Origin of the sequence: Archangium gephyra, assembly GCF_049060025.1 — a bacterium.
In the GTDB taxonomy this organism is placed as follows: domain Bacteria; phylum Myxococcota; class Myxococcia; order Myxococcales; family Myxococcaceae; genus Archangium; species Archangium gephyra_A.
This window is the reverse complement of the sequence record NZ_JBMEQQ010000002.1, coordinates 7,320,097-7,346,446: the sequence shown is the minus strand read 5'-3', so window position 1 is coordinate 7,346,446 and position 26,350 is coordinate 7,320,097. Positions and strand designations below refer to the sequence as shown.

The window sequence follows — 26,350 nt, the reverse complement described above, 5'->3', positions numbered from 1 at the left end:
CGGTACGAGAGACGGGGATCGGAGGCTCCCTCCCTGGAAGAAGCCCGAACCGCTCTCTGCCCCCTACCGAGGAAAGGAACAGGTCAAGTCATGAGCACCATTCTTCTCGTTGATGATGAACCAGAGCTCCTCGACCTCTACACGGAAGTTCTGGAGCTGATGGACCACCGCGTGCTGCGTGCACATGATGGACGGGAGGCGCTGGAGATCGCCCACGAGCGGCGGCCGGACCTCGTGGTAACGGATTGGCAGATGCCTCGGATGAGCGGGGTGGAGCTGTGCCAGCGGCTCGTCCAGGACGAGGAGCTGTGTGACGTCCCCATCATCATGCACAGCGCGGCGACGGACCCGCACGCCCCGGGCGTGAAGGCCTTTCTCTCCAAGTGCTCGGAGCTGAGCGAGTTTGAAGAGGTGGTCAACCAGACGCTCATCGATTCGGGCGTCTACCCGCGGGGACCGCCGCGGGGGCCGTACCTGGACGAGCTCTCGCAGCCGTCGCGGGAGACGGCCTGGGAATCCGAGCACGCGTGCTCGCAGTGAGGCCAGGAACAGAGCGGGTGGCCAGGCGGGCCGGGAGAGAAATCTCCCGGCCCGCGTGCTTTTCCGGCGGGGCCCCACTCTACCCGCGCAGGAGGCCACATGGCACACACCTTCTGTGGAGACAGCCGGGAGTTCGCAGCCCTCATCGCGCCGCACAAGGCCCTGCTGCTGGGGCTCGCGCACAAGCTCTGCCGCAACGGCGGCGTGGAGCCCGAGGACCTGGTGCAGGACACGTTGGAGCGCGCGCTGCTGCACTTCGAGTCCTTGCGCGGCGGGAGTGAGGGCACGCGCCGCGCGTGGTTGTGCACGACGCTCCAGCGGCGCTTCCTCGACCAGTGCCGGCGCCAGCGCACCGAGAGCGCCGAGGGTCCACACCTGGAGCTGTTGCACGCGCCCGTGCTCGTGCGCGAGCCGCGGCAGTGGCACGCCTGGGAGCGCGTCTCCGGGGAGGAGTTGCACGAGGCCATCGCCTGTCTGCGCTCTCCGTTGCGCGAGGCCTTCGAGCTGCACACGGAGGGGCTGCGCTACAAGGACATCGCGGTGCGGCTCGGCACCACGCTGGGGACGGTGGGCTTCTGGCTGCACGAGGCCCGGCTCGAGCTGAGGGCCCTGTTGCGTCCGCTGGCCACCGCGCGCTCGGAGCAGCTCGCGGCCTGAAGACAGACATCACAATCCCGCGCGAGCAACTCTACCTCACGTCACACGAACCCAAGACAGACACCCATGAATCCGACCCTGCGTCAGACGAACCGCGTCATCCCGCTCCCGTCCTCCTCCCGATCCAACGAGGGCCGCCAGCCGTGGCGCCCCCGCCTCGTGCGCGCGCTGGCCACGCACCCGCGGCGCGACCACTGGTTGGAGCGCGTCCCCGAGACTCCCGGCCGCTACCAGGTGCGCGGCGTGACGGGCGTCATCTTCATGCTCTTCGGGCTGATGAAGGCCTTCGACTTCACGCTGCCCATCCTCGTGGGCGCGCCGGGCCTGCGGGTGAACACGGGCGTGGAGGGCTTCGCGCAGTTGATCTCCGGCATCGGCCTGCCCTTCCCCCTCTTCAACGCGTGGATGGTCATCGCGATGGAGGTGGTGCTCGGGCTGGGGCTCATCCTCGGCGCGTGGACGCCCGCGACGCGGCTCATCACCCGCCTGTGCGCCCTGCCGCTCGCGGGGGACATGATGGTGGCGCTGCTGGTGGGCATCCGCCAGGTGCAGGGCAACCCGGTGATGGTCGACGGGCACGCCATCATGAACCAGTTCTGGAGGCTGCCGCTGGAGCTGGGCCTGCTGGCCGGCATGCTCTTCCTGCTGTGGAAGCCCGCGGCCCGGAAGGTGGCGCCACGGCTGGTGCCCGTGCCCGTGCCCGTGCGTGAGCGCTGAGCGGGCGGGCGGGCAGCACCCCGGTTGCCCGGCGAGCCGCATGCCGGGCACCCGGGGTGTCCGTGTGTCCGGGGTGACGCCGCTTCCCGAAAGCACGGGCACCCCTGGATGGGCAGATTAGAGTCACACCGTGCCCGTGAGCTCCGTGATCTCTTCAGGACGACTGCTCGGCTGCCTGCAATGCTCCGGGCAGCACCTCGAGGGAAGCTACCACCCGGGCCTCGTCCTGCTCTCCATCGTCATCGCCGTGGTGGCGTCCTATACGGGCCTGGACCTGGCGGGACGGGTGGCGGGGATGTCCGGCTCGGCGCGGCGCGTCCTGCTGGGCAGCGGCGCGGCGATGATGGGGGTGGGCATCTGGTCCATGCACTTCGTGGGCATGCTGGCCTTCCGCATGCCCATGCAGATGAGCTACGGGCCCGGCCTCACGGCCCTCTCCATGGGCGCGGCCGTCCTCGGGTCCTGGGCGGCCCTGCTCGTGGTCAGCCGCCACCTCGTCACGCGCGAGGGGCTGCTGGCGGGGGGCACCTTCATGGGGCTGGCCATCGCCGCCATGCACTACCTGGGTATGGCCGCCATGCGCATGGAGGCGGAGGTCGGCTACCAGCCCGTGCTGTTCGTGCTCTCGGTGCTCATCGCCATCGGGGCCTCGGTGGCGGCGCTGTGGCTGGCCTTCTGGTTCCGGCGCGAGCAGCGCGCCTGGACATGGCCGAAGCTGACCAGTGCCCTGCTCATGGGCGTGGCCATCTCCGGCATGCACTACACGGGCATGGCCGCGGCCCGCTTCACCCCGGCGCCGGTGCCGCCCGGGTTCATCGACGAGGGCTTCCAGATTGGCGGGCTGGGCGCGGTGGCCATCGGCGTGGCCACGCTGGGAGGGCTGGGCCTCACCCTGCTCGGCTCGCTGGTGGACCTGGAGCAGCGGCGCACCCAGCGCACCCTCACGCTGCTCGCGGACGCGAGCGCCATGATGGGCCGCAGCCTGGACATCCCCACCATCGCCCAGACCCTGGCGGAGATGGTGGCCCCGGCGGTGGGAGACGGGTGCCTCGTGGACCTGTACGAGGAGGACGGCGTCTCCCTGCGCCGCATGGCCATCTGCTACCCGAGACACCGCGAGAAGGAGGCGCGCTACCGGGACGTGCGCTATGCGCGGGAGCAGGGCTCGGACACCCCGCTGCAACGGGTGTTGCGCACCGGCCAGCCCGAGCTGCTCACCCACCCCGCGCGCCAGGAAATGGAGCGGATGGCCCTCGCGCCGGAGTCCCTCCAGTGCCAGCGGGACGCGGGAGCGCGCGCGGTGCTCATCGTGCCGCTGCTGCACCGGGAGCGGGTGCTCGGCGTCATCACCGTCTTCAACCGGGAACGGCCGCTGGAGAGCACGGACAGCGCGCTGGTGCAGGAGCTGGGGCGGCGCGCGGGCAGCGCGGTGGAGAACGCCCGCCTCTTCCACGAGGCCCAGGAGGCCATCCGCGTACGCGACGAGTTCCTCTCCATCGCCTCGCACGAGCTGAGAACGCCGCTGACGCCGCTGATGATGAACCTGCAGCGGCTGCACCGCACGGTGGCCAACGGCGAGGGAGCCCAGGAGCTCAAGGGCGAGCAACTGGCGCGGGTGGTGGACGTGGCGCAACGCCAGACGAAGCGGCTGGCGCGGCTGGTGAACGAGCTGCTGGACATCTCGCGCATCCGCCTGGGGCGGCTGGAGCTGCACGCCGAGGAGCTGGAGCTGGGCGCCGTGGTGAGGGACGTGGTGGAGCGGCTGGGCGATGAGGCGCTCTGGCCCGGCAACCCGCCCGCGCTGCACCTGGATGGGCCGGTGGTGGGGCTGTGGGACCGCTCACGGCTGGAGCAGGTGGTGGGCAACCTGCTGGCCAACGCGGCCCGCTACGGGCAGGGCAATCCGGTGGACGTGACGGTGCGCACCCAGAATGGCGAGGCGTGGTTGGTGGTGAGGGACCGGGGCATCGGCATCGCGCCCGAGGCCCTCAAACGCATCTTCGAGCGCTTCGAGCGCGCGGCCTCGCGCAACTTCGGCGGGCTGGGGCTGGGCCTCTACATCGTGCGGCAGATCGTCGAGGCCCACGGCGGCACCATCACCGTGGAGAGCGAGCTGGGCGTGGGCTCCACCTTCACGGTGAAGCTGCCGCGGCGCCAGGCGCACTGAGGCGGCCGGCGGGGAGCCCGGGGCGGGGATTGGCCTCGGGGACAGGCCGGTGTCCGATTCCCGGCTGATCCTCCGTTCAAACCCGGAACACCCGGAAGGAGCTACAGGCCCTCCCTCCCTCCCACCGAGCAGGGGGCCGAGGTCACCGAGCCGTTACACGCGGCGTGCGTAGTTTCACCCCCGCACCACAACGCAGCACGGAGGGGTCTCCATGACACCGACTCTCACGACCAGCGCCTATGTCCTTCACAACCTCGGCCTCGCGGCGGGCTTCGGCGGTTCGCTCTTCGGCCGGATCGCCCTCAACCCGTCGGCCCGGTTGATTTCCGACAAGCAGGACCGGGCGAAGATCGTCAACGCGGCCTGGAATGGCTACAACATCGTCAACGCCGTGGGCCTGGGCGCCACCGCCCTCACCTGGCTCATCGGCCGCTCCAAGATTTCCGGCCGCTCCATCTCCGCCACCGCGCGCAAGCTCGTCCTGGTGAAGGACTTCCTGATGGGCGCCACGCTCGTCAGCGGCGCCGTCAACCTCATCGGCGGTGGTTTCCTCGCCAAGCGCGCCCTCCAGGACGGCATCTCCATGGAGTCCGGCAGCAAGGCCGCCGATGACGCGCCCGATGACGTGAAGAACACCACCAAGCTCGTCAACTGGCTGGGCGTCTTCAGCCTCGCCACCATGGCCGGCCTCATCGGCGTGTCCACCTGGCTGGACAACACCGCCCAGGCCAGCAGCAAGTGGAAGTTCATCGCTCGCGCCCTGCCGTAAGCACAATCCCAGACAGTCTGTTCCACGGCCTCCGCGCGCCCTGCGAGCGGGGGCCGTTGTGTTTTCCGCACCCGTCCCGTGCAACCCGCCCCCGGGTACGAGCCGCTCCCTCGCCTCCTCTCCGGCATGGCGGCACCGGGCCCGCGCCCCCGTGGGATGCAAGCCCCGCTCCCCAGGCGGACAGAAGGTGCACACCCTCCGGTACGAGGGGGGTTTGAATGGGCTGGCGGGAACGGACTCGGGTCCTGGTGTGTGCGTGGGCGGTCCTCGTCGTGGCGGGGTGCGGTTCCACCGGCAATGAGGGGGAGGGGCCCCTCGAGGCTCCCGCGTCCGAGGAGCCCGCGCCCGAGGTGCCAGTGCCGGACCCCCTCGAGGAGCAGCCGCCGCCCGGAGGCCCGGTGGTGGTGGAGCCCACCGAACCGGAGCCGGTTCCGGAGCAGCCCCGGCCGCCCCCGCCCATGTTCCAACCGGGTTTCCATCAGGCGCTGCGCTGGTCCTACAGCACGGGCAGCGTGACGTTCCGCCTGCGCGTCCCGGTGGGCCGGGCCGGTGAGCGGGTGCGGCTCGCGTTCCGCGCGGGAGACGGCAACCTCGTGCTGCGCAAGGCCACCGTGGCCCAGGCCGGTCCCAACGGCTCGCTGGCTTCGGCGCCCGTGGCGGTGACGTTCTCCGGCACGCCGGGCTTCTCCGTGGGCGCGAGGACGCGCGTGGTGTCCGACCCCGTGTCGCTGCCCGTGGGCTTCCGCGACGAGCTCGCCGTGTCCTTCGAGGTGCAGGGCGCCCTGGCGGTGAGCGCCATCCACGCCCTGCCGGGCAGCTATGTGCGCTCGGGTGCCTACGCGAGCGTCACGGGCCCGCTGGGCGGTACGGCGTGGGATCGCGCCGTGGGCCTGGCCACGGTGGATGTCGAGGGCCCGCCCGCCCGCGCCTTCGTGGCCCTGGGCGACAGCATCACCGAGGGCTACATCGACGAGCTGGACGACACGCGGCTGGCCTGGCCCTCCGTGGCCGAGGCGCAACTGGGTGTGCCCTTCGCCAACGCGGGGGTCTCGGGCCAGGGCTTCTACGATGCGCTGATGAACCTGGACGCGGAGGTGCTCTCGCTCCAGGGCATCACCGACTGCGTCGTCCTGCTGGGCACCAACGACCTGAGCGCCCTGGACATGGGCGGCCTGCAGTCGCGGATGAACACGCTCGTGTCGCGGCTGCAACCCTTCTGCCGCCTCTGGGTGGGGACGCTGCTGCCCAAGGAGAAGAGCAACCACGGCAACTACGAGGTGGTGAAGAAGCAGCGGCTGGAGATGAACGCGTGGATCCGCGCCACCTTCCCGGACGTCATCGACTTCGAGGCGGTGACGCGCCAGTCCGGCAACGTGCACCTCTTCCTGGACGGGCTGGAGGTGGACGGCATCCACCCGAGCGCCGAGGGCCAGCGCGTCATGGCCACCGAGGCGGCGCGGGTGCTGCGTGAAGCGGGCGTGCAACCGGGCCCGGGCGTGCTGATACCCGCCGAAGGGCAGCCCTGAGGAAAGCTTCAGGGGTGTCGAACGGCTCGCCGGGAGAAGGGCGGGCCGTTATGTCTTCCGGTGCCGGACCCCCGGCACCGCACCATGACGAACACCTGGTATGACGCAGTGGTGGTGGGCTCCGGCTTCGGCGGACTGGCCACGGCCCTGGAGGCTCACCCGGCGGGGCGCTCGCGTGGCGCTCTGCGAGACCCTCAACTACCCGGGAGGCTGTGCCAGCACCTTCCGCCGGCACGGCTACGCCTTCGAGGCCGGTGCCACCCTCTTCTCCGGGCTCGACGAGGGGCAGCTCTTCGGCCGCTGGGTGCGCGAGCACGGGCTGGACGTGACGGTGGACTGGTTGGACCCGATGGTGGAGCTGCGCACCCCGGGCATGCGGCTGGAGGTGTACCGGGACCGCCAGCGGCTGATTGAACAGCTCTGCGCCTTCCCCGAGGCCCCCGCCGAGGCCCTGCGCGGCTTCTTCACGCTGCAGCACCAGGTGGCCCAGGCGCTGTGGCCCCTCTTCGATGATCCCACGCTGCTGCCGCCGCTCGACGTGCGCGCGCTGCTGCGGCATGCCTCGCGGGCCCTGCGGTACACGCCGCTGGTGCGCTGGATGGGGCGGCCCCTGGGCTCCGTCCTGGAGCGGCTCGGGCTGCTGCGCTTCACCCCGCTGCGCACGTACCTGGACGCGCTCTGCCAGATTACCGTGCAGTGCGCCGCCGCCGAGGCCGAGGCCCCCTTCGCGCTCGCGGCCATGGACTACTACTGGCGAGGCACCGGGCACGTGCGCGGAGGGATTGGCCGGCTGGCGAGCGCGCTCGCGGGCGCCGTCACCGCGGGCGGTAGCGAGGTGCTGTACGCCAACCGGGTGAAGTCGCTCGAGCCCGTGCCGGGAGGCTGGCGGGTGTCGGCGCGCCGGGGCGAGCTGCTCGCGCGCCACGTGGTGGCCAACGTGCTGCCGCAGGGGCTGATGCGGCTGCTGGGCCTCCCCCCCGAGCGGCTGCCCCCGCGCCTGCGGGAGCTGGCCGGGCGCGTGGCGGAGGGCTGGGGCGCGGTGATGCTGTACCTCGTGGTGCGAGCACCCGGGGAGGCCTCGCCCGGCGCGCACCACCTGGAGCTGGTGCAGAACGAGCAGGCCGCCTTCGTCGAGGGCAACCACCTCTTCGCCTCACTCAGCGGCGAGGCGGACACGGGCCGGGCGCCCCCGGGACACCGCACGCTGACGGTGTCCACGCATGTGCCGTTGCACTCGCTGGCGGGGCGGCCCGAGGAGGAGCAGGCCCGGCTCGTCTCCACCATCCAGGAGCGGATGCGGCAGGGACTGCGGCGCCTGGCGCCCGAGTGGATGGAGAACCTGCAGCACGAGATGACGGCGTCCCCGCGCACCTTCGAGCGATTCACCCAGCGCGAGGCGGGCGCGGTGGGCGGCGTGCCGCGCCGCGCCGGGCTGTACCACTACCGCTCCCTGGGGCCCAGGCCGGTGATGGACGGGCTGTGGCTCGTGGGCGACTCGGTGTTCCCGGGACAGAGCACGCTGGCCACGGCGCTCGGCGGCGTGCGCACCGCGGCGAGCATCTCGCGCGGGTGAGGGGCCACGGCGAGCGCCCCTCGCCTCAGTGTCCCGAGTGCCACTTCGTCATGTGCTCGGCATGGGTGCGGAGGTAGGCCCCCGGCTCGAAGAAGTGGTCGTAGTACTCGAGGTCCAGGTGGTGGGCCTGGAGGAACATGAGGCAGTAGGTGCTCGGCAGCGTCGCGGGGAACTTGCCGAACGTGTCGTGGATGTATTGGGCCATCCGCGTCACGCACTCCTTGAACACCTCGTCATGCACGCGGGCACTGCCCCGGATGCTCCGGGTGTCCTTGTAGGGACCGGGAGTCTCGGGGTTGAAGGGCCCGCCGCGTCCGTACTTGCGCTGGCAGAAGGCCTCCACGGCCGCGCGCATGTCCGGGTAGTGCGGCGGGCAGAAGCCCTCGAAAACCCCGGGCAGCCCCGTGGGATTGGGCAGCGACCAGCGCGGGTCGGTGTCGTACCGGAACCCGAGCCCCGGCACGTCCGGCTCGCCGCTCGCCCCCAGCACCGAGTTGCGATCCAACCCGTCGTACATCCAGCCGCCCAGGCCCATGGCCTGCAGCATCAGCGTGCCGGCGTAGCACCCGGTGGACAGCTCCACGGTGACCTCGCCCAGGCAGAGCTGCTCCACGTAGGACAGCGGGAAGGGGTGGTCCACATCCACCAGCTCGCGGAAGCGCTCCAGGCCGGGAATGGACCGGTGGTTGTAATCGTCGGTGAGGCAGAAGCCGTTCTGCACCAGGTAGCAAAGGGCGCCGATGAAATGCTGGGCCAGGTCCGCCACGGGGATGAACAGCGTGGTGCCCGGCTGGTTGGCCACCCAGGTGTTGTGTCCCTCCACGTGCGGCGGCCGGGGCGGGAGGTAGAGCCGCTTGTCGGAGACCTTCCGGATGCGCGAGCGATGGGCCGCCAGCAGGGCCTTCAGGTCCAACCGCCCGTCCGCGTCCCGCTCGCCCAGGGCCGGCGCGTCCCGCGTGGCGAGGAAGTAGATGCCGGTGTCATCCGTGAAGAAGAGCTCGCTGGTGTGGAACCCCGCGGCCGAGGGGAAGGTGCGCCCTCCCGCGCTGCCCGCGTAGTTGGACAGGGACGGCGCGTAGTGCTCGTTGCGGGCGAGGAGGTAGTGCCAGCCCGTGTTGCCGCCCACCGCTGTGACGAGCAGCATCTGCTCCAACTCCGAGAGCGGTACGGGCTCGGAGCGCGAGGTGAAGGCCAGGGGGCCATCGGGGATGCTCGCGCCCAGGAAAAACCTCCGGGAGCGGCGCCCGAGCAGCGCCTGGACGAGCGGGAACTCGAGCACATCCTCCAGGCCGGACGGGGTATCGGCCTCGGGAATTTCGTCTCTGGGCAGCTCTCGACGGTATGCCATGACGGCCTCCTCCAGAAACCGAGAGGGGCCCTCGCGGTTTGTGACGCCCGGACTCAGTCGCCCTCGAAGCGGACGCCCGCTGCCCTGGCCTCGGCCACGAGCTTGTCCACCTTCTCGAGGTAGGCCTCCATGTCCGCCTTCCGCTCCAGGCCCCCCGAGGACATGTAACGCACGGTGCCGAAGATTTCGCGCTCGCCCCAGGGCCGGTCGTGCAGGCCGAACAACCAGCCGATGTTCGCGTAGGAGTTCGCGTCCCGCCCGTCCAGGAAGTACCGGTTGTTGAGCGCCAGCGTCGTGCGGTGCGCGTGCTCCGGGGTGCTGCTCCACTCCAATATCTTCTTCCCCCAGTACATGCGCATCGCGTTGTGCATGTAGCCCGTGTAGCGCATCTCCCGCGTGGCGGCGTTCCAGTACGGGTCGTGCGTGAGCGCCCGCTCGAGTTGCTCCTGCGTGTACTGGTGGTGCCGCTCGTCGCTCCGGTGCTTGTCCAACGTCTTCCGCGCCCACTCGGGCACGCACTCGAAGCTGTCGTAGTGCGGCGAGTATTCGGCGAAGTTCTGCGCCAGCTCGCGCCGGACGATGAGCTCCTCGAGGAAGTTCTCGCGCTGGTGGTCCGCCGCCTTCGCCCCGCGCGCCGCCAACGCCACCTCCACCGGGCTCACCTGCCCGAAGTGCAGGTACTTGCTCATGTGCGAGACGTGCGTCGTCTCCGGATGCGGCCGGCTCTCCTCGTACTCGGGGAGGTGCTCGGTGAGGAATTTGCGCAACAGGCGCTTCGCCTCGCGCGTGCCGCCCCGGAAGCGGTGGCTGACGGGCGGCACCGTGCGGTCCAGGTCCAGCTTCGCCAGCACTCCGTCGAGGTTCTCCAGGTTCAGGCCCTTCACCCCCAGGCCCAGCGAGTCCGTCTTCAACGGCGTGGGCGCGAGCTCCACCAGGTACGCGCTCCAGAGGCGGTGGATTTTCGGGCGGAGGGTGCGCGCGGCGTACTCGGCCTTGCCCGAGGCGGCCTCCACCGGCACCACCACGTCGCCCTCGACTTGAATCACCGGGCAGGCGGCCTTCTCCGCCACCGTCACGCGCCACTGCTTCTGGTGCCGCAGGTAGCCCCGGTCACACACCACGAGCGCCGCCTTGCGCGCGAGCTTCAGCGCCACCTCGTCCGGAGCGCCGCGCTGGACCACGAGGGGAATCTTCCGGCGCGCCAGCGTGCGCTGTGCGTCCTGGAGCCCCTCCAGCATGAAGCGGTAATGGCGGATGTTGGCCTCGGGATAGCCGTCCATGAGGCCGAAGCCCACCAGCAGCGGCAGCTTCGCCTCGTTGGCCCGCTGAATGGCGTACTCCAGCGCCGGGTTGAACTCCGCCCGCTGGCTCTGCTGCATCCAGTAGAGGATGTAGCCGCCGTCCTTCGGCTCGTGGGTGTTGAGCCGCTTGATGCGGCCCTCCTCGATGGTCCTGCTCGGCATGGCCTCCTTTTATGGAATGACACGTCCGAAAGCACCGGGGGCCCCGCCCGGCCCGGCATGCTCCCCTTCTCCGTGACGGAACTTCCGCGTTAAAGGTGCGGTGACGAGCCATGCGGCCCGCCCCTGGGACGGATACGGCTCTCAGGGGAAGGACACATGCGCTGGCGATGCGTGCTCAGTCTCACGGTATGGATGGCGCTGGGGACAGGGTGCCCGGAGACGTGGCGGGAAGGCGGCACCATCGACCGGGCGATGGCGAAGGACCTCGCGGAGGAGATGCACCGGCACGACTGCTACTTGAGCGAGGAGGAGTGGAAGATGCAATGTGACGTTCCTCCTGAGTTGTGGGAGAACAAACGGTGCCCTCATGCGTGTCAGTTCAGGGCCAGCCCGTGATGCGTTGGCGCGCACTCCTGGCCCCGCTGCTGGGCCTCCTCCTGCTCCTGCCGCTGGCCTGGGCCTTCCATACGGCCATGCTGAGAGGATTTCGGCCGACTCCCGCGGCGAGGCTCGTCCCGATGCTCTCGCCCGGAGAGCGCCAGAGCCTGATGACCTACGAGCGCCCCTGCAAGGGCCGCAAGGACTGTGAGCCACCGCTGGCCTGTTTCTTCAATGCCCGCTCGAAATGGACGTACTGCACCGACAGCCGGTGCATGACGGACCAACAATGCGCGGAGGACATGGTGTGCCGCACGGTGGAGACGGTGAAGGGGGGGACCCAACTCCGCCAGTGCACACTCGTGGGGGTGCGCAAGGAGGGCGAGCCCTGCCTGGACATATCCGATTCACGTGAAGCGTCATGCGAACGGGGACTCCTGTGCCAGGATCGCCGGTGCGGCCGGCCGTGCCGTATGGAAGAGCCCGGGAGCTGCCCGGAGGGCTTCTTCTGCCGCGAGGGCCTCGATGGGCCTTCCTGCCTGCCCATATGCGAGGGCCGTGCGTGTCCCGAGGGCCAGGACTGCATCCAGCCCGACCTCGAGGAGGGCGTGTCGATCTGCGCGCAGGTGCATGGCCAGAACTGCCAGGAGACCCCCTGTCCCGAGGGACAGAAGTGCGACATGTGGAATACTTTCAGCCACCCGCGCGAAGCCTGGGGGACGTGTCTCATCCGTTGTGGTGAGGAGCACACGCCCGCCTGCCCCGAGGGCTTCGTCTGCCAGATGCACTATTGCAGGAAGGCCTGCGACCCGGCCGATCCCGAGGTCTGCGGCCCTCATTACAAATGTGACCGCGACCACGAGAAGTTCCCCTGGACGTGCGAGCCGGATATGTGAGGCGCGCAGCGCCCGGGCGGCCCTCTACCGGCGCAAGGACCGGGGCTCGCGCGTGTCCCGGGGACGGGCAGAGACCGGCAGGTAGCACTTGCCCCTGTATTCGGCCTGTTTCTCGCGGCAGGGCGGGCGCCTGGGCAGTTCCATCCAGCAGCCGCCGTGGATCTCCACCTCGTCCTCATTGGGTTTGCAGGGTGCCCTGGCCTGGTCGTCGAACGGCCTCGTGGGCAGCGGATAGGAGATGGGCCCCTGGCCCACGAAGTCCTTGTTGATCAGCGCGGGCGCAGGGCGCACGGCGGCGGGCCGCACGGGCTCCTCCCGCACGACGACCCGAGGGCTCATGTCCCAATTGAACCCATACACCTCCATCTCCACGAGATGGACGGCCAGACGCAAGCACAGGTACAGCCCGAAGAAGACCGCGAAGGTGCGCCCGCGGCTGGCGCGCGTCCACCTCCAGGCGCGCCCGGCCCGGTGCCGCAGCGCCTCCAGTGGCCCCATCGGCGGGCGGGTGAGGTGGGCCCGCGCCTCTTCCCCGTTCCCCAGCCGCTCGACGGCGCTCGCGAGCAGCTCGAGCACTCCGCGCAACTGCGACAGCGTGCCGGAGCCCGGCGCCTTCTCCACCTCCAGCGAGACGTAGGGCGGCACGGCCTGGGAGCGCAGGCGCACCTGCCACTCCTCCTGCGGTTCCTCGGGCGCGCGCTCGCTCGGGATGAGCACCAGGGCCGGCTTGTCCGTGAGGACGTTGTGCGCCTCGTAGACGCGGCCCAACTCGCCACTCTCCGGCTCCGGCTTCCGCGTCGTGTACCGCTTGATGAGCTTGAACGGCCCCAGCCACCCCTTGAAGAAACCCCGGTCCGCCATGAGCACCTCCTCGTCCCGCCTCTTCTACACCGGGTGAGTGGGGACGTGGGATGAAGCGCCAGGAGCACTCCGCGTAGGGCGGGCACCAGGCGCCCCCCTTCAATGGTAGGGTGGAGACCGAGGAGTCACTGCGCTGCGCCACGGATGGCCTCATTGGGGGCAACCCGGGTACATCCGGCACCCTCACCCCCGTCCCCTCTCCCGGAGGGCGAGGGTGGAGTGGGCTCACTCCGCACGCGGGAGTGGAGTGGGTTCAGTCCGCACGCGGGAGTTGGTTCAGTCCGCGCCCTGGACCGCTTCGCTCCGCTCCCGTGGCCTCGCGTGCCACGCCAGCGCGCCGAACGTCCCCGCCAGCGCGCTCAGCAGGCCTCCCGCCGCCAGGAACGCGCCTCCCAGTCCCACCGCCCCAATCAGCGGCTGCGCGAGCAGTGGCGAGATGAACTGGCCCAGGAAGAGGCTCGTCGTCAGAAAGCCCATCACCCGGCCTCGCGCGGCTTCCGGTGCTACCTCGCCCGCCCAGTTCGCCATGTTCGGCGTCAGCAGCCCCTGGCCCAGCCCCGACACCGCCAGCCCTCCCACCACCGCCGCGTACGACTGGGACATCCCCACCAGCACGTAGCCCAGCGCCATGCACGCGAAGAGCACCGCCATGATGCTCCGGTAGCCCAGCACCTGCCGCACCTTCGCGTAGCGCAGTGACACCACCGAGCCCACCACCGTCGACACTCCCACCGCCAGCCCCGCCAGCGCCGAGGACTGCACCCCCAACCGCCTCAGCAGGAAAGGCAGCTGCACCGGAATCAGGTAGAAGATCATCATCCCCACCATCGCCAGGGCGTACACCTGCCACAGGGTGTTCCACGGCAGGGCCACCCGCACCGCGCCGCCCGCCGCCCCCCGCTTCACCTCCGGCTCGGGGAGGAAGAACAGGATGAGCGGGAGCACCAGCAAGGCGTAGAGGTACACGGCGAACGGGGCCCGCCAGTGGATGTCCGCCAGCAGCCCTCCGCCCAGCATGAAGACGAAGCCGCCCACGCCCATGAAGGCCGCCTGCCGCCCCAGCACCACGCCCCGCTCGGGGCCCGCGTAATAGTCCGCGATGAGCGCCGCCGCCGTCGTCATCAGCCCTCCCACCGCCAGCCCCAGCAGCGCTCGGCACAGCAGGATGAGCGGCAGCGACGTGAGCACTCCCGGCAACGCACCCGCCACGCCGTACAGCGCCACCGCCGCCACCAGCAGGCGCTTGCGTCCGAAGCGGTCGATCAGCACCCCCGCCAGCGGCGCTCCCATCGCCGTGAACAGCGCCGGCAGCGACACCACCAGCCTCACCCACAGGTCAATCCCTGGCACCCACTCGAACGCCATGCGCAGCCTCGGCAGCGACGGCGAGATGGCGGCGCTCGCCATGATCGTCATCATGCTGACGAGCAACAGCGTGAGCAGCCGCAGGGTCGGGTGGGGGGGGCGCATCCCGGGTTTCTAGCCCGACTCCTCCCCGCGACTCCACACACCCCCAGGCAACCCCAGCCCCAGGGGCTCCCCGCCTCAGAGCACCTTCACCGCCTTCACCACGTTGTCGCCCACATCCCCGGACTGGATGATTTGGAAGCCAAGTGTGCGGCAGATGCGCTGCATCGCCCCGTTGCCCGAGAGGATGTCCGCGACGATCCGCTGCAGCCCCCAGTCCCGGCCCACCTCCACCAGCCGGCGCAGCAGCTCCGTCCCCAACCCCTGCCGCTGCACCGCGTCACTGATGAGCATCGCGAACTCGGCGTCCTCCGTCCCCGGCAGCCTCGTCAGGCGCCCCACCGCGAGCAGCTCGCCTCCATTCCCCCGCTCCACCACCAGTGCCAGCTCCCGCGCGTAGTCGTTGAAGCAGATGCGCGCCAGCCGCTCGTGCGCCACCCGCTGGTCCAGCTTCATCATCCCCGCGTACCTCAAGAACACCGTCTGCTCCGACAGCGTCTTGTGGAACTCCACCATCCTCGGCTCGTCCTCGGGCCGGATGGGCCGGATGACCACCTCCTCCCCCTCCTTCATCTTCCAGCGCTCCACGTACTTCACCGGGTACGGGAGGATGGCCAGCCGCGGCAGCTCCTCTTCCTTCACCTCCGGGCCGTGCAACACCACCCGCGCATCCAGCGCCACCAGCCGCTCCGCCGACGCCAGCAGCGGGTTGATGTCCACCTCCCGGATGAAGCGCTGCTCCACCACCAGGTGGCTGAAGCGCACCATCAGCTTGCGCAGTGCCCCCAGGTTCACCGGCTCGCGCCCGCGCACTCCCTTCAACGCCTCGTGGATGCGCGTCTGCTCCATCAGCCGCCCCGCCAGCGTCGTGTTCAGCGGCGGCAGGCCCAGCGCCCGGTCCTTGAACACCTCCACCAGCGTGCCGCCCGCCCCGAACAGCAGCACCGGCCCGAACTGCGCATCCAGGCTGCTCCCCATGATCAGCTCGTAGCCCTCCAGCTTCACCATGGGCTGCACCGTCACCCCGTCGAACCCGTCCGCCTGCCCCAGCACCTCCAGCTTCCCGCGGATGGCCGCATAGGCCTCGCGCACCGCCTCCGCCGTTCCCAGGTGCAGCTTCACCCCGCCCACGTCCGACTTGTGCGTGATGCGATGCGAGTGCAGCTTGAGCACCACCGGGTAGCCCAGCGACTCCGCCTCGCGCACCGCCTCGTCCACCGTCGTGGCCAGCCGCGTCTCCACCGTGGGAATGCCGTACGCCTCCAGCAGCCGCTTGGACTCGTACTCCGTCAGCAGCGTGCGACCCGCCGCTCGCGCCTCGCGGATGAGCCGCTCCGCCTCCTCCCGCCCCGGCGGCTCCTCCGCCAGCACCGGCGTCTCGTACAGGCCCGCCAGGTTGTACGTGTAGCGCCACATGTAATTGAAGATGCGCGCCGCCGTGTCCGGGTAGCCGAACGTCGGAATCCCCGCGTCGTTGAGGATGCGCTCGCCCGCCGCCACGTCCGAGCCTCCCATCCAACTCGCGATCACCGGCTTGCCCAGCTTCGCGTAGGGCCGCAGCCGGTCCGCCGTCTGCGTGGGCTCGGTCATGTCCTGCGGCGTGAGGATGACGAGCAGGCCATCGCTGTTCTTGTCCGCGCCCGTCACCTCCAGCGCCTTCGCGTAGCGCTCGGGTGTCGCGTCGCCGAGGATGTCCACCGGGTTGCCGTGGCTCCACGCCGATGGCAGGAAGCCGTTCAGCTCCGCCATCGTCTTGTCCGAGAGCTTCGCCAGCTCGCCGCCCCCCATCACCAGCGAGTCCGTGGCCAGCACGCCCGGGCCTCCCGCGTTGGTGAGGATGGTGAGCCGCCGGCCGTTGGGACGCGGCTGCCTGGCCAGCACCTTGGCCATGTAGAAGAGGTCCGCGATGGAGTCCACGCGCAGCACGCCCGTGCGCCGGAAGGCCGCGCTCAACACCTCGTCGCTGCCCACCAACGTGCCCGTGTGCGAGGCCGCCGCCGCCGCCGCCTGCGCCGTCCGTCCCGCCTTGATGACGATGATGGGCTTGTGCAGCGCCACCTCGCGCGCCGCCGACAGGAAGGCCCGCGCGTCCCCGATGGACTCCATGTAGAGCAGGATGCTGCGCGTGCGTGGGTCATTGCCGAGGTAGTCGATGATGTCGCCCCACCCCACGTCCAGCATCGAGCCCATGGACACGAAGGCGCTGAAGCCCACCGCCTCGCGCAGGCTCCAGTCGAGGATGGCCGTGAGCAGCGCGCCACTCTGGCTGACGAAGGCCACGTTGCCCGGCCTCGCCATGTCTCCCGCGAAGGTGGCGTTGAGTCCCGTCGTCGGCCGCATCACCCCCAGGCAGTTGGGGCCGATGATCCGGATGCGCGCCTCCCGGGCAATCCGGAGGACTTCCTGCTCCAGCGCCACGCCCTCGGGGCCCACTTCCTTGAAGCCCGCGGAGATGATGATGACGCCGCGCACGCCCGTCTTCGCGCACTCGCGCATCACCCCGGGCACCGTGCTGGCCGGGGTCACGATGACGGCCAGGTCCACCGGCTCGGGCAGCGCCTCGAGCGAGGGCCACGCGCGGATGCCCAGCACGTTCTTCCGGTTGGGATTGATGGGGTAGACGGTGCCCCCGAAGGGGCTGCTGATGAGGTTCCAGAGGATGGTGCGCCCCACGCTCCCCTGCCGCTCGCTCGCGCCCACCACCGCCACGCTGTGCGGATTGAAGAGGGCATCGAGCGGATGACGGCCTCGCAGGTGCAGCAGGTCGTACGAGGGTTCGTTCGGCGGCGCTCGGGTCGACTGGGCCATAGGGGCCCGTTTTCAGCGCCCGGGCCGCCCCGGTTCAACCGCAACCGTGTCACGGGCGCCCAGGGCGTTGCCTGGACGGCAGTGGGGACCGCTGGAACCTCGGGGTGTGGCGGATGTGGAACAGGTGCCCGGCTGCGCTCGCGGCCTTCCTGGCGGTAGGCTCTCCCTCCATGGCTCGCCGCAAACAGGCCGATGAGGCCACCGTCCGCGTCCGCAATCTGATCGCCCTCGACGCCGCCAACATCATGCGCAGGCTCGAGGCCCGCCGCGCCGAGATGTTCGTCCTCTTCTCCCGCCTGCGCAGCCGCGAGCCCATGCTCAGCACCCTCTCCACCCGCTACGCCTCGGCCACCTTCCACGAGCTCGTCCACCTGCCCGTGCTCGAGCAGTCCGTCGTGGACCACTTCTACGAGTGTCTCGACGCGCTGCGCTGGTACTTCACCTACACCGAGGACATGCCCAGCACCGCCCAGCAGACCTTCAACACCCTGCACCGCCGGCTGGAAGAGGCCCATCGCAAGCTCGTGGCCATCCTCGGCCACCCCGTGTCTCCCGATGGCACCACCGTGGTGGAGGGGGAGGTGCTGCGGCGCGAGGACAAGGCGCTTCCCTGAGCCGGGCTCCGGTGAGCGAGTGAGCGGGCGAGCGACAGGCTGCTACGTCCCATGGCTTCGCGGCCGGTTCCTGTCTCGGTGGGAGTCTTTCGTCTAGAGTTCCCCGCCGCATGTTCCAAGCTTCTCGTGGCTGGCGGTGGGCGGTCGTCCTCCTCGTTCCCTTCCTCCTCGGTGCCTTCCTGTGGGCATCCTGGCCCTTTGGCTCGGCCCCCCAGGTTCCCAGGAAGGCCCGCGCTCCGCGTGCCTCGCGTTCGGCGGCCTCTCCCGACAAGCCGCTCCGGGTCGCCCAGGCCTCCGCTCCCGCTCAGGCCGCCCCGGCCCCTTCCGCCGCCGCTCCCGCCATCCACCGCGCGCTGCCTCCTCCCTCGCCCCGCGCCCTCAAGCTGCATCAACTCGGCAAGAGGCTCGGCGTCCAGGAGCCCCGGCTGGAGGACCCGTGCGTCGCCCCCTCCGGCGCCACCTGCTCGCGCACCGCGCTCACCCCCTTCTTCGAGTCCCTCGACGCCCTCTCCTCCCGCGAGGCCGCCTCTCCCACCGTCATCTCCGCGTTCGGCAACTCGCTGATCGCCGGTGACCGCATCGTGGACGTCATCCGCGAGGAGCTCGGGGCCACCTTCGGTGACGGCGGGCGCGGCGTGCTCGCCGTGGATCGCCTCGCCGATTACGGGCCCCGCGTCCGCGCCGGCTTCGCCCGCGGCGGCTGGGAGCCTCGCACCATCGGCGAGGTCAAGCTCGCCGAGCTCCCCTTCGGCATCACCGGCGTCTACCACCGCTCCACCACCGCGAAGGCCAGCAGCCGCTTCGCGCTGGATCGCGAGCCCCATGGCACCCTGTGGTGGCTCGACGTGCCCCGCGCCGGCCAGCTCTCCATCCACATCGACGGCAAGGAGCTCGCCCGCGCCGAGCCCCAGGGCTCCGGCCAGGCCCAGGCCCTCTCCTTCGACATCCCCGAGGGCGCCCGCTACCTGGAAGTGGTGGCCGAGGGCCGCGGCGCCGTGGTGCTCGGCGTCGTGCTGCAGCACCAGCGTCCCGGCATCGTGCTCGACACCCTCGGGGTGCCCTCCGCCGACGCCAACCTCTTCCTGCGCGCCCGCGAGGACATCTTCCGCGCCCAGCTCGCCGAGCGCTCGCCCCGCCTGCTCCTCTTCATCCTCGGTGGCAACGAGGCCAAACGCCTCGAGTGGGGCCGCTCCAATCTCGCCGAGGTCGAGGAGGGTCTGCGCTCCTTCGTCCGCCGCTCGCGCGCCGCCGCTCCCGACAGCGCGTGCCTCGTGGTGGGCCCCATCGACGCCGTGCGCGGCGGCAACGGGCCCCACAAGCTCAAACAGCGGCCCTACCTCGACGAGGTCATCTCCATCGAGCGGCAGATCGCCCTCGCCGAGGGCTGCGCCTTCTTCGACATCTTCTCCGCCATGGGTGGCTCCGGCTCGCTGGCCCGCTTCGTCCAGGCCGGGCTCGTCCACGACGACCTCGTCCACCCGCGCAGCCACGGGCTCGACATCCTCGGCCAGCTCATCACCGATGCGCTGCTGCGCTCCTGGGTGGAGTCGGGTGACCCGCGCCGCCAGGCCGCCCTCGCCCCGACGCTCCAGGCCTCCGAGGAGACGCGGTGAGAGCGCTCCTCTGCGCCCTTCTCCTCTTCTGCCTCACCGCGCCGCTCCCGGCCCCGGCCCGCACGGCCACTTCCGCCGCGGCCCGGAAGAAGGACAAGCCCTTCCCCCCCGAGGTGCAACGCGCGCTGGATGCGCTCGTGCGCGCCGAGCTCGCCAAGGGGCCCCACGCCGGGCTCTCGGTGGGCGTGCTCCACGGCGGCATGCGCTGGGTGCGGGGCTACGGCCTGCGGGACATCGCCCACAAGTTGCCCGCCACGCCCCGGACGACGTACCGGATGGCGTCCATCACCAAGTCCTTCACCGCCGTGGCCGTCCTGCAGCTCGTCCAGGAGGGCAAGCTCGAGCTCGACACGGACGTCCGCTCCTGGGTGCCCCGGTACCCCGAGAAGCCGTGGCAGTTCACCGTGCGCCAGCTCCTCGGCCATCTCGGGGGCGTGCCCCACTACGACGGGCCCGAGGCCGCGGAGAACACCCAGTCCCTGGACACCGCGGGCGCGCTCGCCCTCTTCGCCGACAAGCCCCTGGCCGCCGAGCCCGGCACGAAATTCGTCTACACCACGTGGGGCTACAACCTGCTCGGCGCCGCCGTGGAGAAGGCCTCGGGCCGCGGCTACGGCCGCTACCTGAAGTCCCACGTCTTCGGCCCCGCCGGCATGCGCCACGCCGCGCTGGATGACCCGCGCACCCGCGACAAGCACCACGCCGTGGGCTACCGCCTCCAGAAGGGACAGCTCGTCCCCTCGCACTTCCTCGATGTCTCCAGCCGCTTCGCCGGCGGCGGCACCCGCGCCTCGGTGGAGGACCTGCTCGCCTTCGGCCAGGCCATCCTCCAGCACAAGCTGGTGCCCGCGGAGACCGCGCGAATGATGCAGGCCTCCATGAGCACCCGCGAGGGCCAGCTCACCGACTACGGCATGGGCTTCGCCACCTACCCGCTGCGCGGCCACTACATGGTGGCCCACGCCGGAGGCCAGCCGGAGACCACGTCGCTGCTGGTGATGCTGCCCGCCGAGGACGTCGTCATCGCGCTCGCCAGCAACCTGGAGGGCGAGGCGAAGCGGCAGCGGCGCATCTCCACCCGCATCATCGAGACGCTGCTGGAGGACGGGCTCGTCCGCCGCGACGCGCACCTGGTGGACCCGGTGGACGGCGTGGTGCACGAGGGGCTCGCCCGCCTCTTCACCTACGGGCTCTCCTACCACCTGTGGGCCACCCGAGGCCCCGGCGCGCTCCCCGAGCCGGGCGATGTGAACGACGCCTTCACCCGGATGTCCGCGCTGCTCGACCGCACCAGCATCGCCCAGGACCCGCAGGCCGCGCTGCTGCGCGTGCGCGCCGCCCACCACCCCCGCGAGGGCTCGCTGCTCATCCGCGTGGGCGCGCACATGGCCTGGACGCTGGAGAAGACGCTGGGGCCCGAGAAGCTCCGCGAGTACCCCGCGCGTGGACCGCTCGCCTTCTTCACCGACTACCTCGCCGCCTGCGAGCAGGTGCCCTGCCCCGCCCCGCTGCGCTTCAGCGAGACGCTCCAGAAGGACGCGCGCCACTTCGAAGAAGTCTGGAAGCGCGCGCAGGTGTCCGAGCTGCGGCGCGTCCGGCTGGACGAGGTGAAGGACCCCGAGACGCTCTGGCCCGCGTTGGAAACGGCCACTGCCAACACCTCGCTGCACCCGGACTACGTGGACGAGATGCTCCGCGTCGCGGGCCTGCTCGCCAAGCGCGGCAAGAAGCAGGAACAGCTCCGCTGGCTGGAGCGGACCGTGGCCCTGCATCCGCAGTCCGCTTCGGCGCGCGAGGCGCTCGCCAAGGTGCAGACCCCCGGGACACAGGGGCCGCTGGAGATGCCCGCCGCCACCGCGCCGCGTCGTGCGACGGATGGCAGCAGCCCCGTGCCCGATGACGCCGGACTCCTGCCGGCCTCCCGCCCTCCCCCGCCACAGCAGCCCGAGGAGCGCGCCTCCGAGCAGGGGGGCTGACCCCTCCGTGGCACCGTTCACCGTCTGGCATCCGAGGCCCGAACCAGGGCGCGAGCCGTCGCTGAGCGGACAGCTCCACGATTTCTGAAGCACATGCGTGCTCGATGCCGTCCGGGCCTGGGCTGTGATGCCGGGCCCTTGGGAGGGACGGCATGAGCATGACGCGGCGGGAGCTGCTCCACTACTTCGGCGTGGCTGGAGCAGGACTGGTGGGGCCCGGGTGCATCGGCTGGACGCGCGAGGAGGCCATCCCGGTGGACTCCTGGCACAAGAGCGTGTGCCGCTTCTGCGGCTCGGGCTGCGAGACGCGGGTGGGCCTGCGCGGCGGCAAGGTCGTGAAGGTCGAGGGCCTCCAGGAAGGGTGGAACCGCGGCCGGCTGTGCATCAAGGGCCTGCTCAACCGCGAGATCCTCTACGTCTCGGACCGGGCGCAGTACCCCATGGTGCGCAAGAACGGGCAGCTCGTGCGCGTGTCCTGGGACGAGGCGCTCGACGCGGCGGCCGCCGGCTTCCGCGAGGCCATCGCCCAGGGCGGGCCGGACGCGGTGGCCTACTACGGCTCGGGGCAGCTCTTCACCCAGGAGAGCTACACCGCCAACAAGCTCTTCAAGGGCGGCATCGGGACGAACAACGTCGATGGCAACCCGCGCCTGTGCATGGCCTCGGCGGCGTTCGGCTACAAGTCCGTATTCGGCGCGGACGAGCCCTCGGGCTGCTACGACGACATCGAGCACGCCACGACCTTCTTCGTCATCGGCGCCAACATGGCCGAGTGCCACCCCGTCGTCTGGGAGCGCGTGCGCGATCGCATCCGCACCGCGCCCCAGACGCGCGTCATCGTGGTGGACCCGAGGCGCACGCCCACCGCCCGCGACGCCACGCTGCACCTGCAGATACGGCCCGGCACGGACGTGGCACTGCTCAACGCCATGTCCTACGAGCTGCTGCGCACCCAGCTCGTGGACCGCTCCTTCATCGACAACTTCGTCACCTTCCGCAAGGGCGCGGCCGATGCGCCGCCGCTGACGCTGGAGGACTTCCAGAAGTTCCTCGAGGACTACGCGCCGGAGAAGGTGGCGGACCTGTGCGGCCTGTCCTCGGCGGAGATCCGCGAGGCCGCTCGCCTGTGGGGCATCTCCCAGGCGGTGACGAGCTTCTGGACGATGGGGCTCAACCAGCAGACGCACGGCGTGGCGGCCAACCGGATGATGATGGCGCTGCACCTGCTCACCGGGCAGATCGGCCGCCCCGGGGCCTCGCCCTTCTCCCTGACGGGCCAGCCCAATGCGGGCGGCGGCGTGCGCGACACCGGCACGCTGTCACACGCCCTGCCCGCAGGACGGCTCGTGTCCAAGGAGAAGGACAGACACGAGATGGAGAAGTTGTGGGGCCTGCCCGAGGGCCGCATCTCGCCCAACCCGGGCCTGTCCGCGGTGCCGATGTTCGAGGCCATGCGTGAGGGCAAGGTGCGCGCGACGCTGGTGATGGGCACCAACCCGGCGCGCTCGCTGCCCAACGCGGACCGCTACCGCGTGGGCATGGAGAAGGCCTTCCTCGTCGTCTGCGATTCCATCTTCCCCACCGACACCGCGCAGCTCGCCGACGTCTTCCTCCCGGCGGCCATGTGGGCGGAGAAGGAGGGCGTCTTCTCGCAGTCCGAGCGCCGCTACCACCTTGTGGAGAAGTTGGTGGAACCGCCGGGCGAGGCGCGCTCGGACCTGGACATTCTCGTGGCCTTCGGCGACCGGCTCGGCCACGGCGAGCTGCTGAAGGCCCGCACGCCCGAGGCCGTCTGGGACGAGTGGCGGAAGATCTCCGCCGGCAGCACCTACGACTTCACCGGCATCACCTACGCGCGGCTGAAGGCGCTGCCAGGGCTGGTATGGCCATGCCCCAGCGAGGACCATCCGGGCACCTGCCACCGCTACGTGCCGGGGAAGGACCCCCTGGCGAAGAAGGAAGGGCGCATCGACTTCTACGCGCGGCCGGACGGGCGCGCCATCGTCTACCTCTCCGAGCAGGGCCCCTTCCGGGAGGCGCTCACGGGCGACTACCCGATGATTCTCACCACCGGGCGCCGGCTGGAGCACTGGCACACCGCGACCCTCACGGGACGGATTCCCCAGTTGCAGGGCGTCGACATGGACTACCTGGAGATGCACCCCGGGGACGCGGCGGTGATGGGCGTGAAGGAGGGGGACTGGGTGCAGGTGACGAGCGCACGCGGCTCGGTGCGGTTGCAGGCGAAGCCGAGCATGCGGGTGAGGCCCGGTGTGGTGTTCGCGCTCATGCACTCGATGAAGAGCCTGGTGAACGCGGCGACGAGTGACTACGTGGACCCCATCTCCGCACAGCCCGAGTACAAGATGGCGGCGGTGCGGGTGGAGCGCGTGAAGGAGGGCACGTGATGCGCGCCTGGAACGTGTTGGCGATGGCCGCACCCGAGCCCCCTCACGGCGCCACATTGGGCGGCACCCTGGAGGCCGTGGCCCTGGTGTGCATCGTCGTGGCGGTGGTGGGGCTGGTGCTGGTGGAGTTCGTCTTCAAGTCGAGGATGGCGCGCTCGACGTACCGGTGGACGCTGCTGCTGGGCCTCTTCGTGCTGCCGGGCGTGGCGCTGCTGGGCACCACGGGGCACATGTTCGAGTCCATGAAGGAGGTAGAGGCCTGCCAGTCCTGCCACGTGATGGACCCCTTCGTGGCGGACATGCACAACCCGGAGAGCGCCACGCTGGCGGCGCGGCACTACCGGTCGGGCGCCATTCCGGCCAAGCAGTGCTACGCGTGCCACACGGGCTACGGCATCTTCGGCACCGTGGAGTCCAAGCGCGACGGTTTCCGCCACTGGCTGCTGTACGTGACGGACACGTGGAAGGAGCCCATCACGTACAAGGGCTCCTATCCCAACTCCAACTGCCTGGCCTGCCACGCCACCGCGCCAACCTTCACCCGGGTGGAGAGCCACCGGGCGTTGGGCAAGCAGCTCGCGAACGACGAGATGAACTGCTTCACCTGCCACGGACTGCCGCACCCGTCCCGCCCGAGCCGTGCACCCACCCGCGCCGCCGTCCAGTGAGGACTCATGAACGTGCCCTCGTCCGACAAGCTGATTCGAGCTGCCGTCCTCCTCACCCTGGTGGGCCTGCTGATGATGCTGCCCATCCTCTTCGGCGTCCGCGCGAGCTTCGTGGGGCTCTACATGCTGGGGAGCCTGCTGCTCACGGTGTCCCTCACGCTGTATGTGTTTGCCGTGGTGCGCGAGCTGCGCCGCGGTGGTGCGTTGTGAGCGCCACTGAGATGTTGGGACCATGATCGAGCTGCGTGCCTGCATCGATGTCGAGGACCTGGACAAGGCCATCGCGTTCTACACGCAGACCCTCGGGTTGAAGCTCGGGCGCCGACTGGGCTCCGATTGGGCCGAGTTGCTCGGGGCCTCGTCCCCCGTCGACCTGCTCGCCAGGCCGGCGGGGAGCCCCTCCAGTCCCGGTGCCTCCTCCGTGCGCGACTACCGCCGCCACTGGACCCCCGTCCACCTGGACTTCACCGTCACGGACCTCGACGCCGCCGTCCAGCGGGCCCGGGCCGCGGGCGCCACGCTCGAACGCGACATCCAGGAGCAGAAGTGGGGACGCATGGCCAACCTCGCCGACCCCTTCGGCAATGGCTTCTGCCTGCTCGAGTTCCGGGGCCGTGGCTACGACGAGATCGTCGGCTCCTGAACCGCGCCCGGCCGCCCGCTCTGCTCGCGACCTGACGTGCCATCGAGCGCCCTTGAATCCGTTCGGGCCAGCGGGACACCTCCATGGAAGACTGCGCCCCCATGCGAGCCGTGCTTCGTTCATCCCTCATCGTCCTGACGCTCGTGCTGTCCACCGCCGCCGGTGCGGCCCCTCCGGCTCCGGCGGGCAAGCCCAAGGACTTCCACGCCCGCGTCCCCGATGAGGCGCGCGTGGAGCGCATCCTCCAATCCCTGTCCCCGCGCGAGAAGGTGGGGCAGCTACTCCTCGCCTACCCCCAGCTCGGCAAGGGGAACCCCGTGGAGGTGGGTGGGGTGCTGTTCGCGGGCAAGACGCTCCGCAAGCTCGACGCGGCGAAGGAGCGCATCCGCTCGTCCAGCGAGCGCGCCCGCATTCCGCCCTTCTTCGCGGCGGACATCGAGGGCGGCGGCTTCAACCGGCTCAAGGCCCACCCCTCGCTCAAGGAACTCCCGTCGGCGAGGGAGATGGCCGCCATGGCGGACGCAGAGGTGGAAGCGTGGGGCGTGCGCGTCGGCAAGGCGATGCGCGAGGTGGGGCTCAACATGAACCTCGCGCCCGTGTTCGACGTGTCCCCCAAGGGCCACATGTTCCGCAACGGGCGCGCGTTCTCCGGCGACCCCGAGGTGGTGAAGCAGAAGGCCACCGCCTTCGCGCGCGGCCTGGCGAAGGCGGGCGTCGTCTCCATCGGAAAGCATTTCCCGGGCTATGGGGACCTCGAGGCCGACTCGGACCACGAGCAGGCCGTCGCCGATTGGGACGAGGAGCGCGTGCGCCTGGAGGCGGCGGCCTTCCGCGCCGCGGACCGGTACCTGGGCGGCGTGATGCTGTCGAACATCGTCTACGCGAAGCTCGGACCGGGGCCCGCCATCCTCGAGCCCGCGCTCGTCGCCATGGCGCACGAGAACGGATGGCTCTCCGTCACCGACGACGTAGCCATCCGCGCGCTCGCCGAGCGCATCGGCGCAGAGCGCGAGGAGGTGGTGCGCCGGGCCTTCCTCGCGGGCAATGATCTCCTCCTCACCACCGAGCCGCCGGACTGGTCCGGGGGCCTGGACTACTTCGGCATCCTGACGAAGCTGGCAGAGTCGGACCCGAAGCGGGCCGAACAGTTGGAGGCGGCGGTGCGGCGCGTGCTGCGCATCAAGGACCGGATGGGCCTGCTGGACGGGATGTAGCGAGCACTCCGGATTCTTGAGCCCGATGAGGGTTCGGGCTGAAG

22 protein-coding genes are annotated in these 26,350 nt (G+C 70.5%); 17 read left to right on the top strand and 5 right to left on the bottom strand.

What is annotated here, in order from left to right; translation table 11 throughout:
- Window positions 1-90: 90 nt before the first annotated feature.
- From ACN28I_RS32105 to ACN28I_RS32075, 7 genes are all read left to right on the top strand, one after another.
- Entirely contained in the window at window positions 91-540 is a 450-nt protein-coding gene (locus ACN28I_RS32105; RefSeq protein ID WP_420945715.1) for a response regulator, read from the top strand.
- Between the two features lie 99 nt (window positions 541-639).
- Window positions 640-1,197, top strand: coding sequence for an RNA polymerase sigma factor (locus tag ACN28I_RS32100; protein ID WP_420945714.1), 558 nt, complete (start codon window positions 640-642; stop codon window positions 1,195-1,197).
- A gap of 66 nt (window positions 1,198-1,263) precedes the next feature.
- On the top strand, window positions 1,264-1,914 hold the full coding sequence (locus ACN28I_RS32095; protein WP_420945713.1) for a DoxX family protein: 651 nt from the start codon (window positions 1,264-1,266) through the stop codon (window positions 1,912-1,914).
- A 136-nt stretch (window positions 1,915-2,050) separates the two neighbouring features.
- Window positions 2,051-4,081, top strand: coding sequence for an MHYT domain-containing protein (locus ACN28I_RS32090; RefSeq protein ID WP_420945712.1), 2,031 nt, complete (start codon window positions 2,051-2,053; stop codon window positions 4,079-4,081).
- Window positions 4,082-4,292: 211 nt separating this feature from the next.
- Window positions 4,293-4,850: a hypothetical protein gene (locus ACN28I_RS32085; protein ID WP_420945711.1), complete on the top strand. Its 558-nt coding sequence runs from the start codon at window positions 4,293-4,295 to the stop codon at window positions 4,848-4,850.
- A 218-nt stretch (window positions 4,851-5,068) separates the two neighbouring features.
- Window positions 5,069-6,376: an SGNH/GDSL hydrolase family protein gene (locus tag ACN28I_RS32080; RefSeq protein WP_420945710.1), complete on the top strand. Its 1,308-nt coding sequence runs from the start codon at window positions 5,069-5,071 to the stop codon at window positions 6,374-6,376.
- A 100-nt stretch (window positions 6,377-6,476) separates the two neighbouring features.
- Entirely contained in the window at window positions 6,477-7,949 is a 1,473-nt protein-coding gene (locus ACN28I_RS32075) for a phytoene desaturase family protein (RefSeq protein ID WP_420945709.1), read from the top strand.
- A gap of 25 nt (window positions 7,950-7,974) precedes the next feature.
- Here ACN28I_RS32075 and ACN28I_RS32070 read toward each other — a convergent pair whose 3' ends face one another.
- Window positions 7,975-9,297 carry a hypothetical protein gene (locus ACN28I_RS32070; protein WP_420945708.1) on the bottom strand — a complete coding sequence of 441 codons (1,323 nt, stop codon included), beginning with the start codon at window positions 9,295-9,297 and terminating at the stop codon, window positions 7,975-7,977.
- A 53-nt stretch (window positions 9,298-9,350) separates the two neighbouring features.
- The gene (locus tag ACN28I_RS32065) at window positions 9,351-10,760 is read right to left on the bottom strand and encodes a deoxyribodipyrimidine photo-lyase (RefSeq protein ID WP_420945707.1); all 1,410 of its coding nucleotides are present in this window, start codon (window positions 10,758-10,760) and stop codon (window positions 9,351-9,353) included.
- 156 nt (window positions 10,761-10,916) lie between these two features.
- Here ACN28I_RS32065 and ACN28I_RS32060 point away from each other — a divergent pair, with 156 nt between their 5' ends.
- The gene (locus ACN28I_RS32060; protein WP_420945706.1) at window positions 10,917-11,156 is read left to right on the top strand and encodes a hypothetical protein; all 240 of its coding nucleotides are present in this window, start codon (window positions 10,917-10,919) and stop codon (window positions 11,154-11,156) included.
- Complete coding sequence (locus ACN28I_RS32055) at window positions 11,156-12,034, top strand: hypothetical protein (protein ID WP_420945705.1); 879 nt, start codon at window positions 11,156-11,158, stop codon at window positions 12,032-12,034. The genes ACN28I_RS32060 and ACN28I_RS32055 overlap by 1 nt, the downstream gene beginning before the upstream one ends.
- A 24-nt stretch (window positions 12,035-12,058) precedes the next feature.
- Here ACN28I_RS32055 and ACN28I_RS32050 read toward each other — a convergent pair whose 3' ends face one another.
- The 3 genes from ACN28I_RS32050 to ACN28I_RS32040 form a co-directional block, all read right to left on the bottom strand.
- Window positions 12,059-12,895 carry a hypothetical protein gene (locus ACN28I_RS32050; RefSeq protein ID WP_420945704.1) on the bottom strand — a complete coding sequence of 279 codons (837 nt, stop codon included), beginning with the start codon at window positions 12,893-12,895 and terminating at the stop codon, window positions 12,059-12,061.
- Between the two features lie 276 nt (window positions 12,896-13,171).
- The gene (locus ACN28I_RS32045) at window positions 13,172-14,365 is read right to left on the bottom strand and encodes an MFS transporter (RefSeq protein ID WP_420945703.1); all 1,194 of its coding nucleotides are present in this window, start codon (window positions 14,363-14,365) and stop codon (window positions 13,172-13,174) included.
- Window positions 14,366-14,440: 75 nt separating this feature from the next.
- On the bottom strand, window positions 14,441-17,170 hold the full coding sequence (locus tag ACN28I_RS32040) for a bifunctional acetate--CoA ligase family protein/GNAT family N-acetyltransferase (RefSeq protein WP_420945702.1): 2,730 nt from the start codon (window positions 17,168-17,170) through the stop codon (window positions 14,441-14,443).
- 170 nt (window positions 17,171-17,340) lie between these two features.
- Between ACN28I_RS32040 and ACN28I_RS32035 the strand changes: the two genes are divergently transcribed.
- The 8 genes from ACN28I_RS32035 (at window position 17,341) to ACN28I_RS32000 (ending at window position 26,306) form a co-directional block, all read left to right on the top strand.
- Entirely contained in the window at window positions 17,341-17,784 is a 444-nt protein-coding gene (locus ACN28I_RS32035) for a hypothetical protein (protein ID WP_420945701.1), read from the top strand.
- 110 nt (window positions 17,785-17,894) lie between these two features.
- Window positions 17,895-19,397 carry a GDSL-type esterase/lipase family protein gene (locus ACN28I_RS32030; protein ID WP_420945700.1) on the top strand — a complete coding sequence of 501 codons (1,503 nt, stop codon included), beginning with the start codon at window positions 17,895-17,897 and terminating at the stop codon, window positions 19,395-19,397.
- Window positions 19,394-21,373 (top strand): serine hydrolase domain-containing protein, encoded by a 1,980-nt coding sequence (locus ACN28I_RS32025; protein ID WP_420945699.1) that lies wholly within the window; start codon window positions 19,394-19,396, stop codon window positions 21,371-21,373. The genes ACN28I_RS32030 and ACN28I_RS32025 overlap by 4 nt, the downstream gene beginning before the upstream one ends.
- A gap of 152 nt (window positions 21,374-21,525) precedes the next feature.
- Window positions 21,526-23,781: a molybdopterin oxidoreductase family protein gene (locus ACN28I_RS32020; protein WP_420945698.1), complete on the top strand. Its 2,256-nt coding sequence runs from the start codon at window positions 21,526-21,528 to the stop codon at window positions 23,779-23,781.
- Window positions 23,781-24,449, top strand: coding sequence for a hypothetical protein (locus ACN28I_RS32015; protein ID WP_420945697.1), 669 nt, complete (start codon window positions 23,781-23,783; stop codon window positions 24,447-24,449). The genes ACN28I_RS32020 and ACN28I_RS32015 overlap by 1 nt, the downstream gene beginning before the upstream one ends.
- A 6-nt stretch (window positions 24,450-24,455) precedes the next feature.
- Window positions 24,456-24,659, top strand: coding sequence for a hypothetical protein (locus ACN28I_RS32010; RefSeq protein ID WP_420945696.1), 204 nt, complete (start codon window positions 24,456-24,458; stop codon window positions 24,657-24,659).
- 22 nt (window positions 24,660-24,681) lie between these two features.
- Window positions 24,682-25,092, top strand: a complete 411-nt coding sequence (locus ACN28I_RS32005; protein ID WP_420945695.1) for a VOC family protein — start codon at window positions 24,682-24,684, stop codon at window positions 25,090-25,092.
- Between the two features lie 101 nt (window positions 25,093-25,193).
- Window positions 25,194-26,306 carry a glycoside hydrolase family 3 N-terminal domain-containing protein gene (locus ACN28I_RS32000; RefSeq protein ID WP_420945694.1) on the top strand — a complete coding sequence of 371 codons (1,113 nt, stop codon included), beginning with the start codon at window positions 25,194-25,196 and terminating at the stop codon, window positions 26,304-26,306.
- Window positions 26,307-26,350 lie beyond the last annotated feature (44 nt).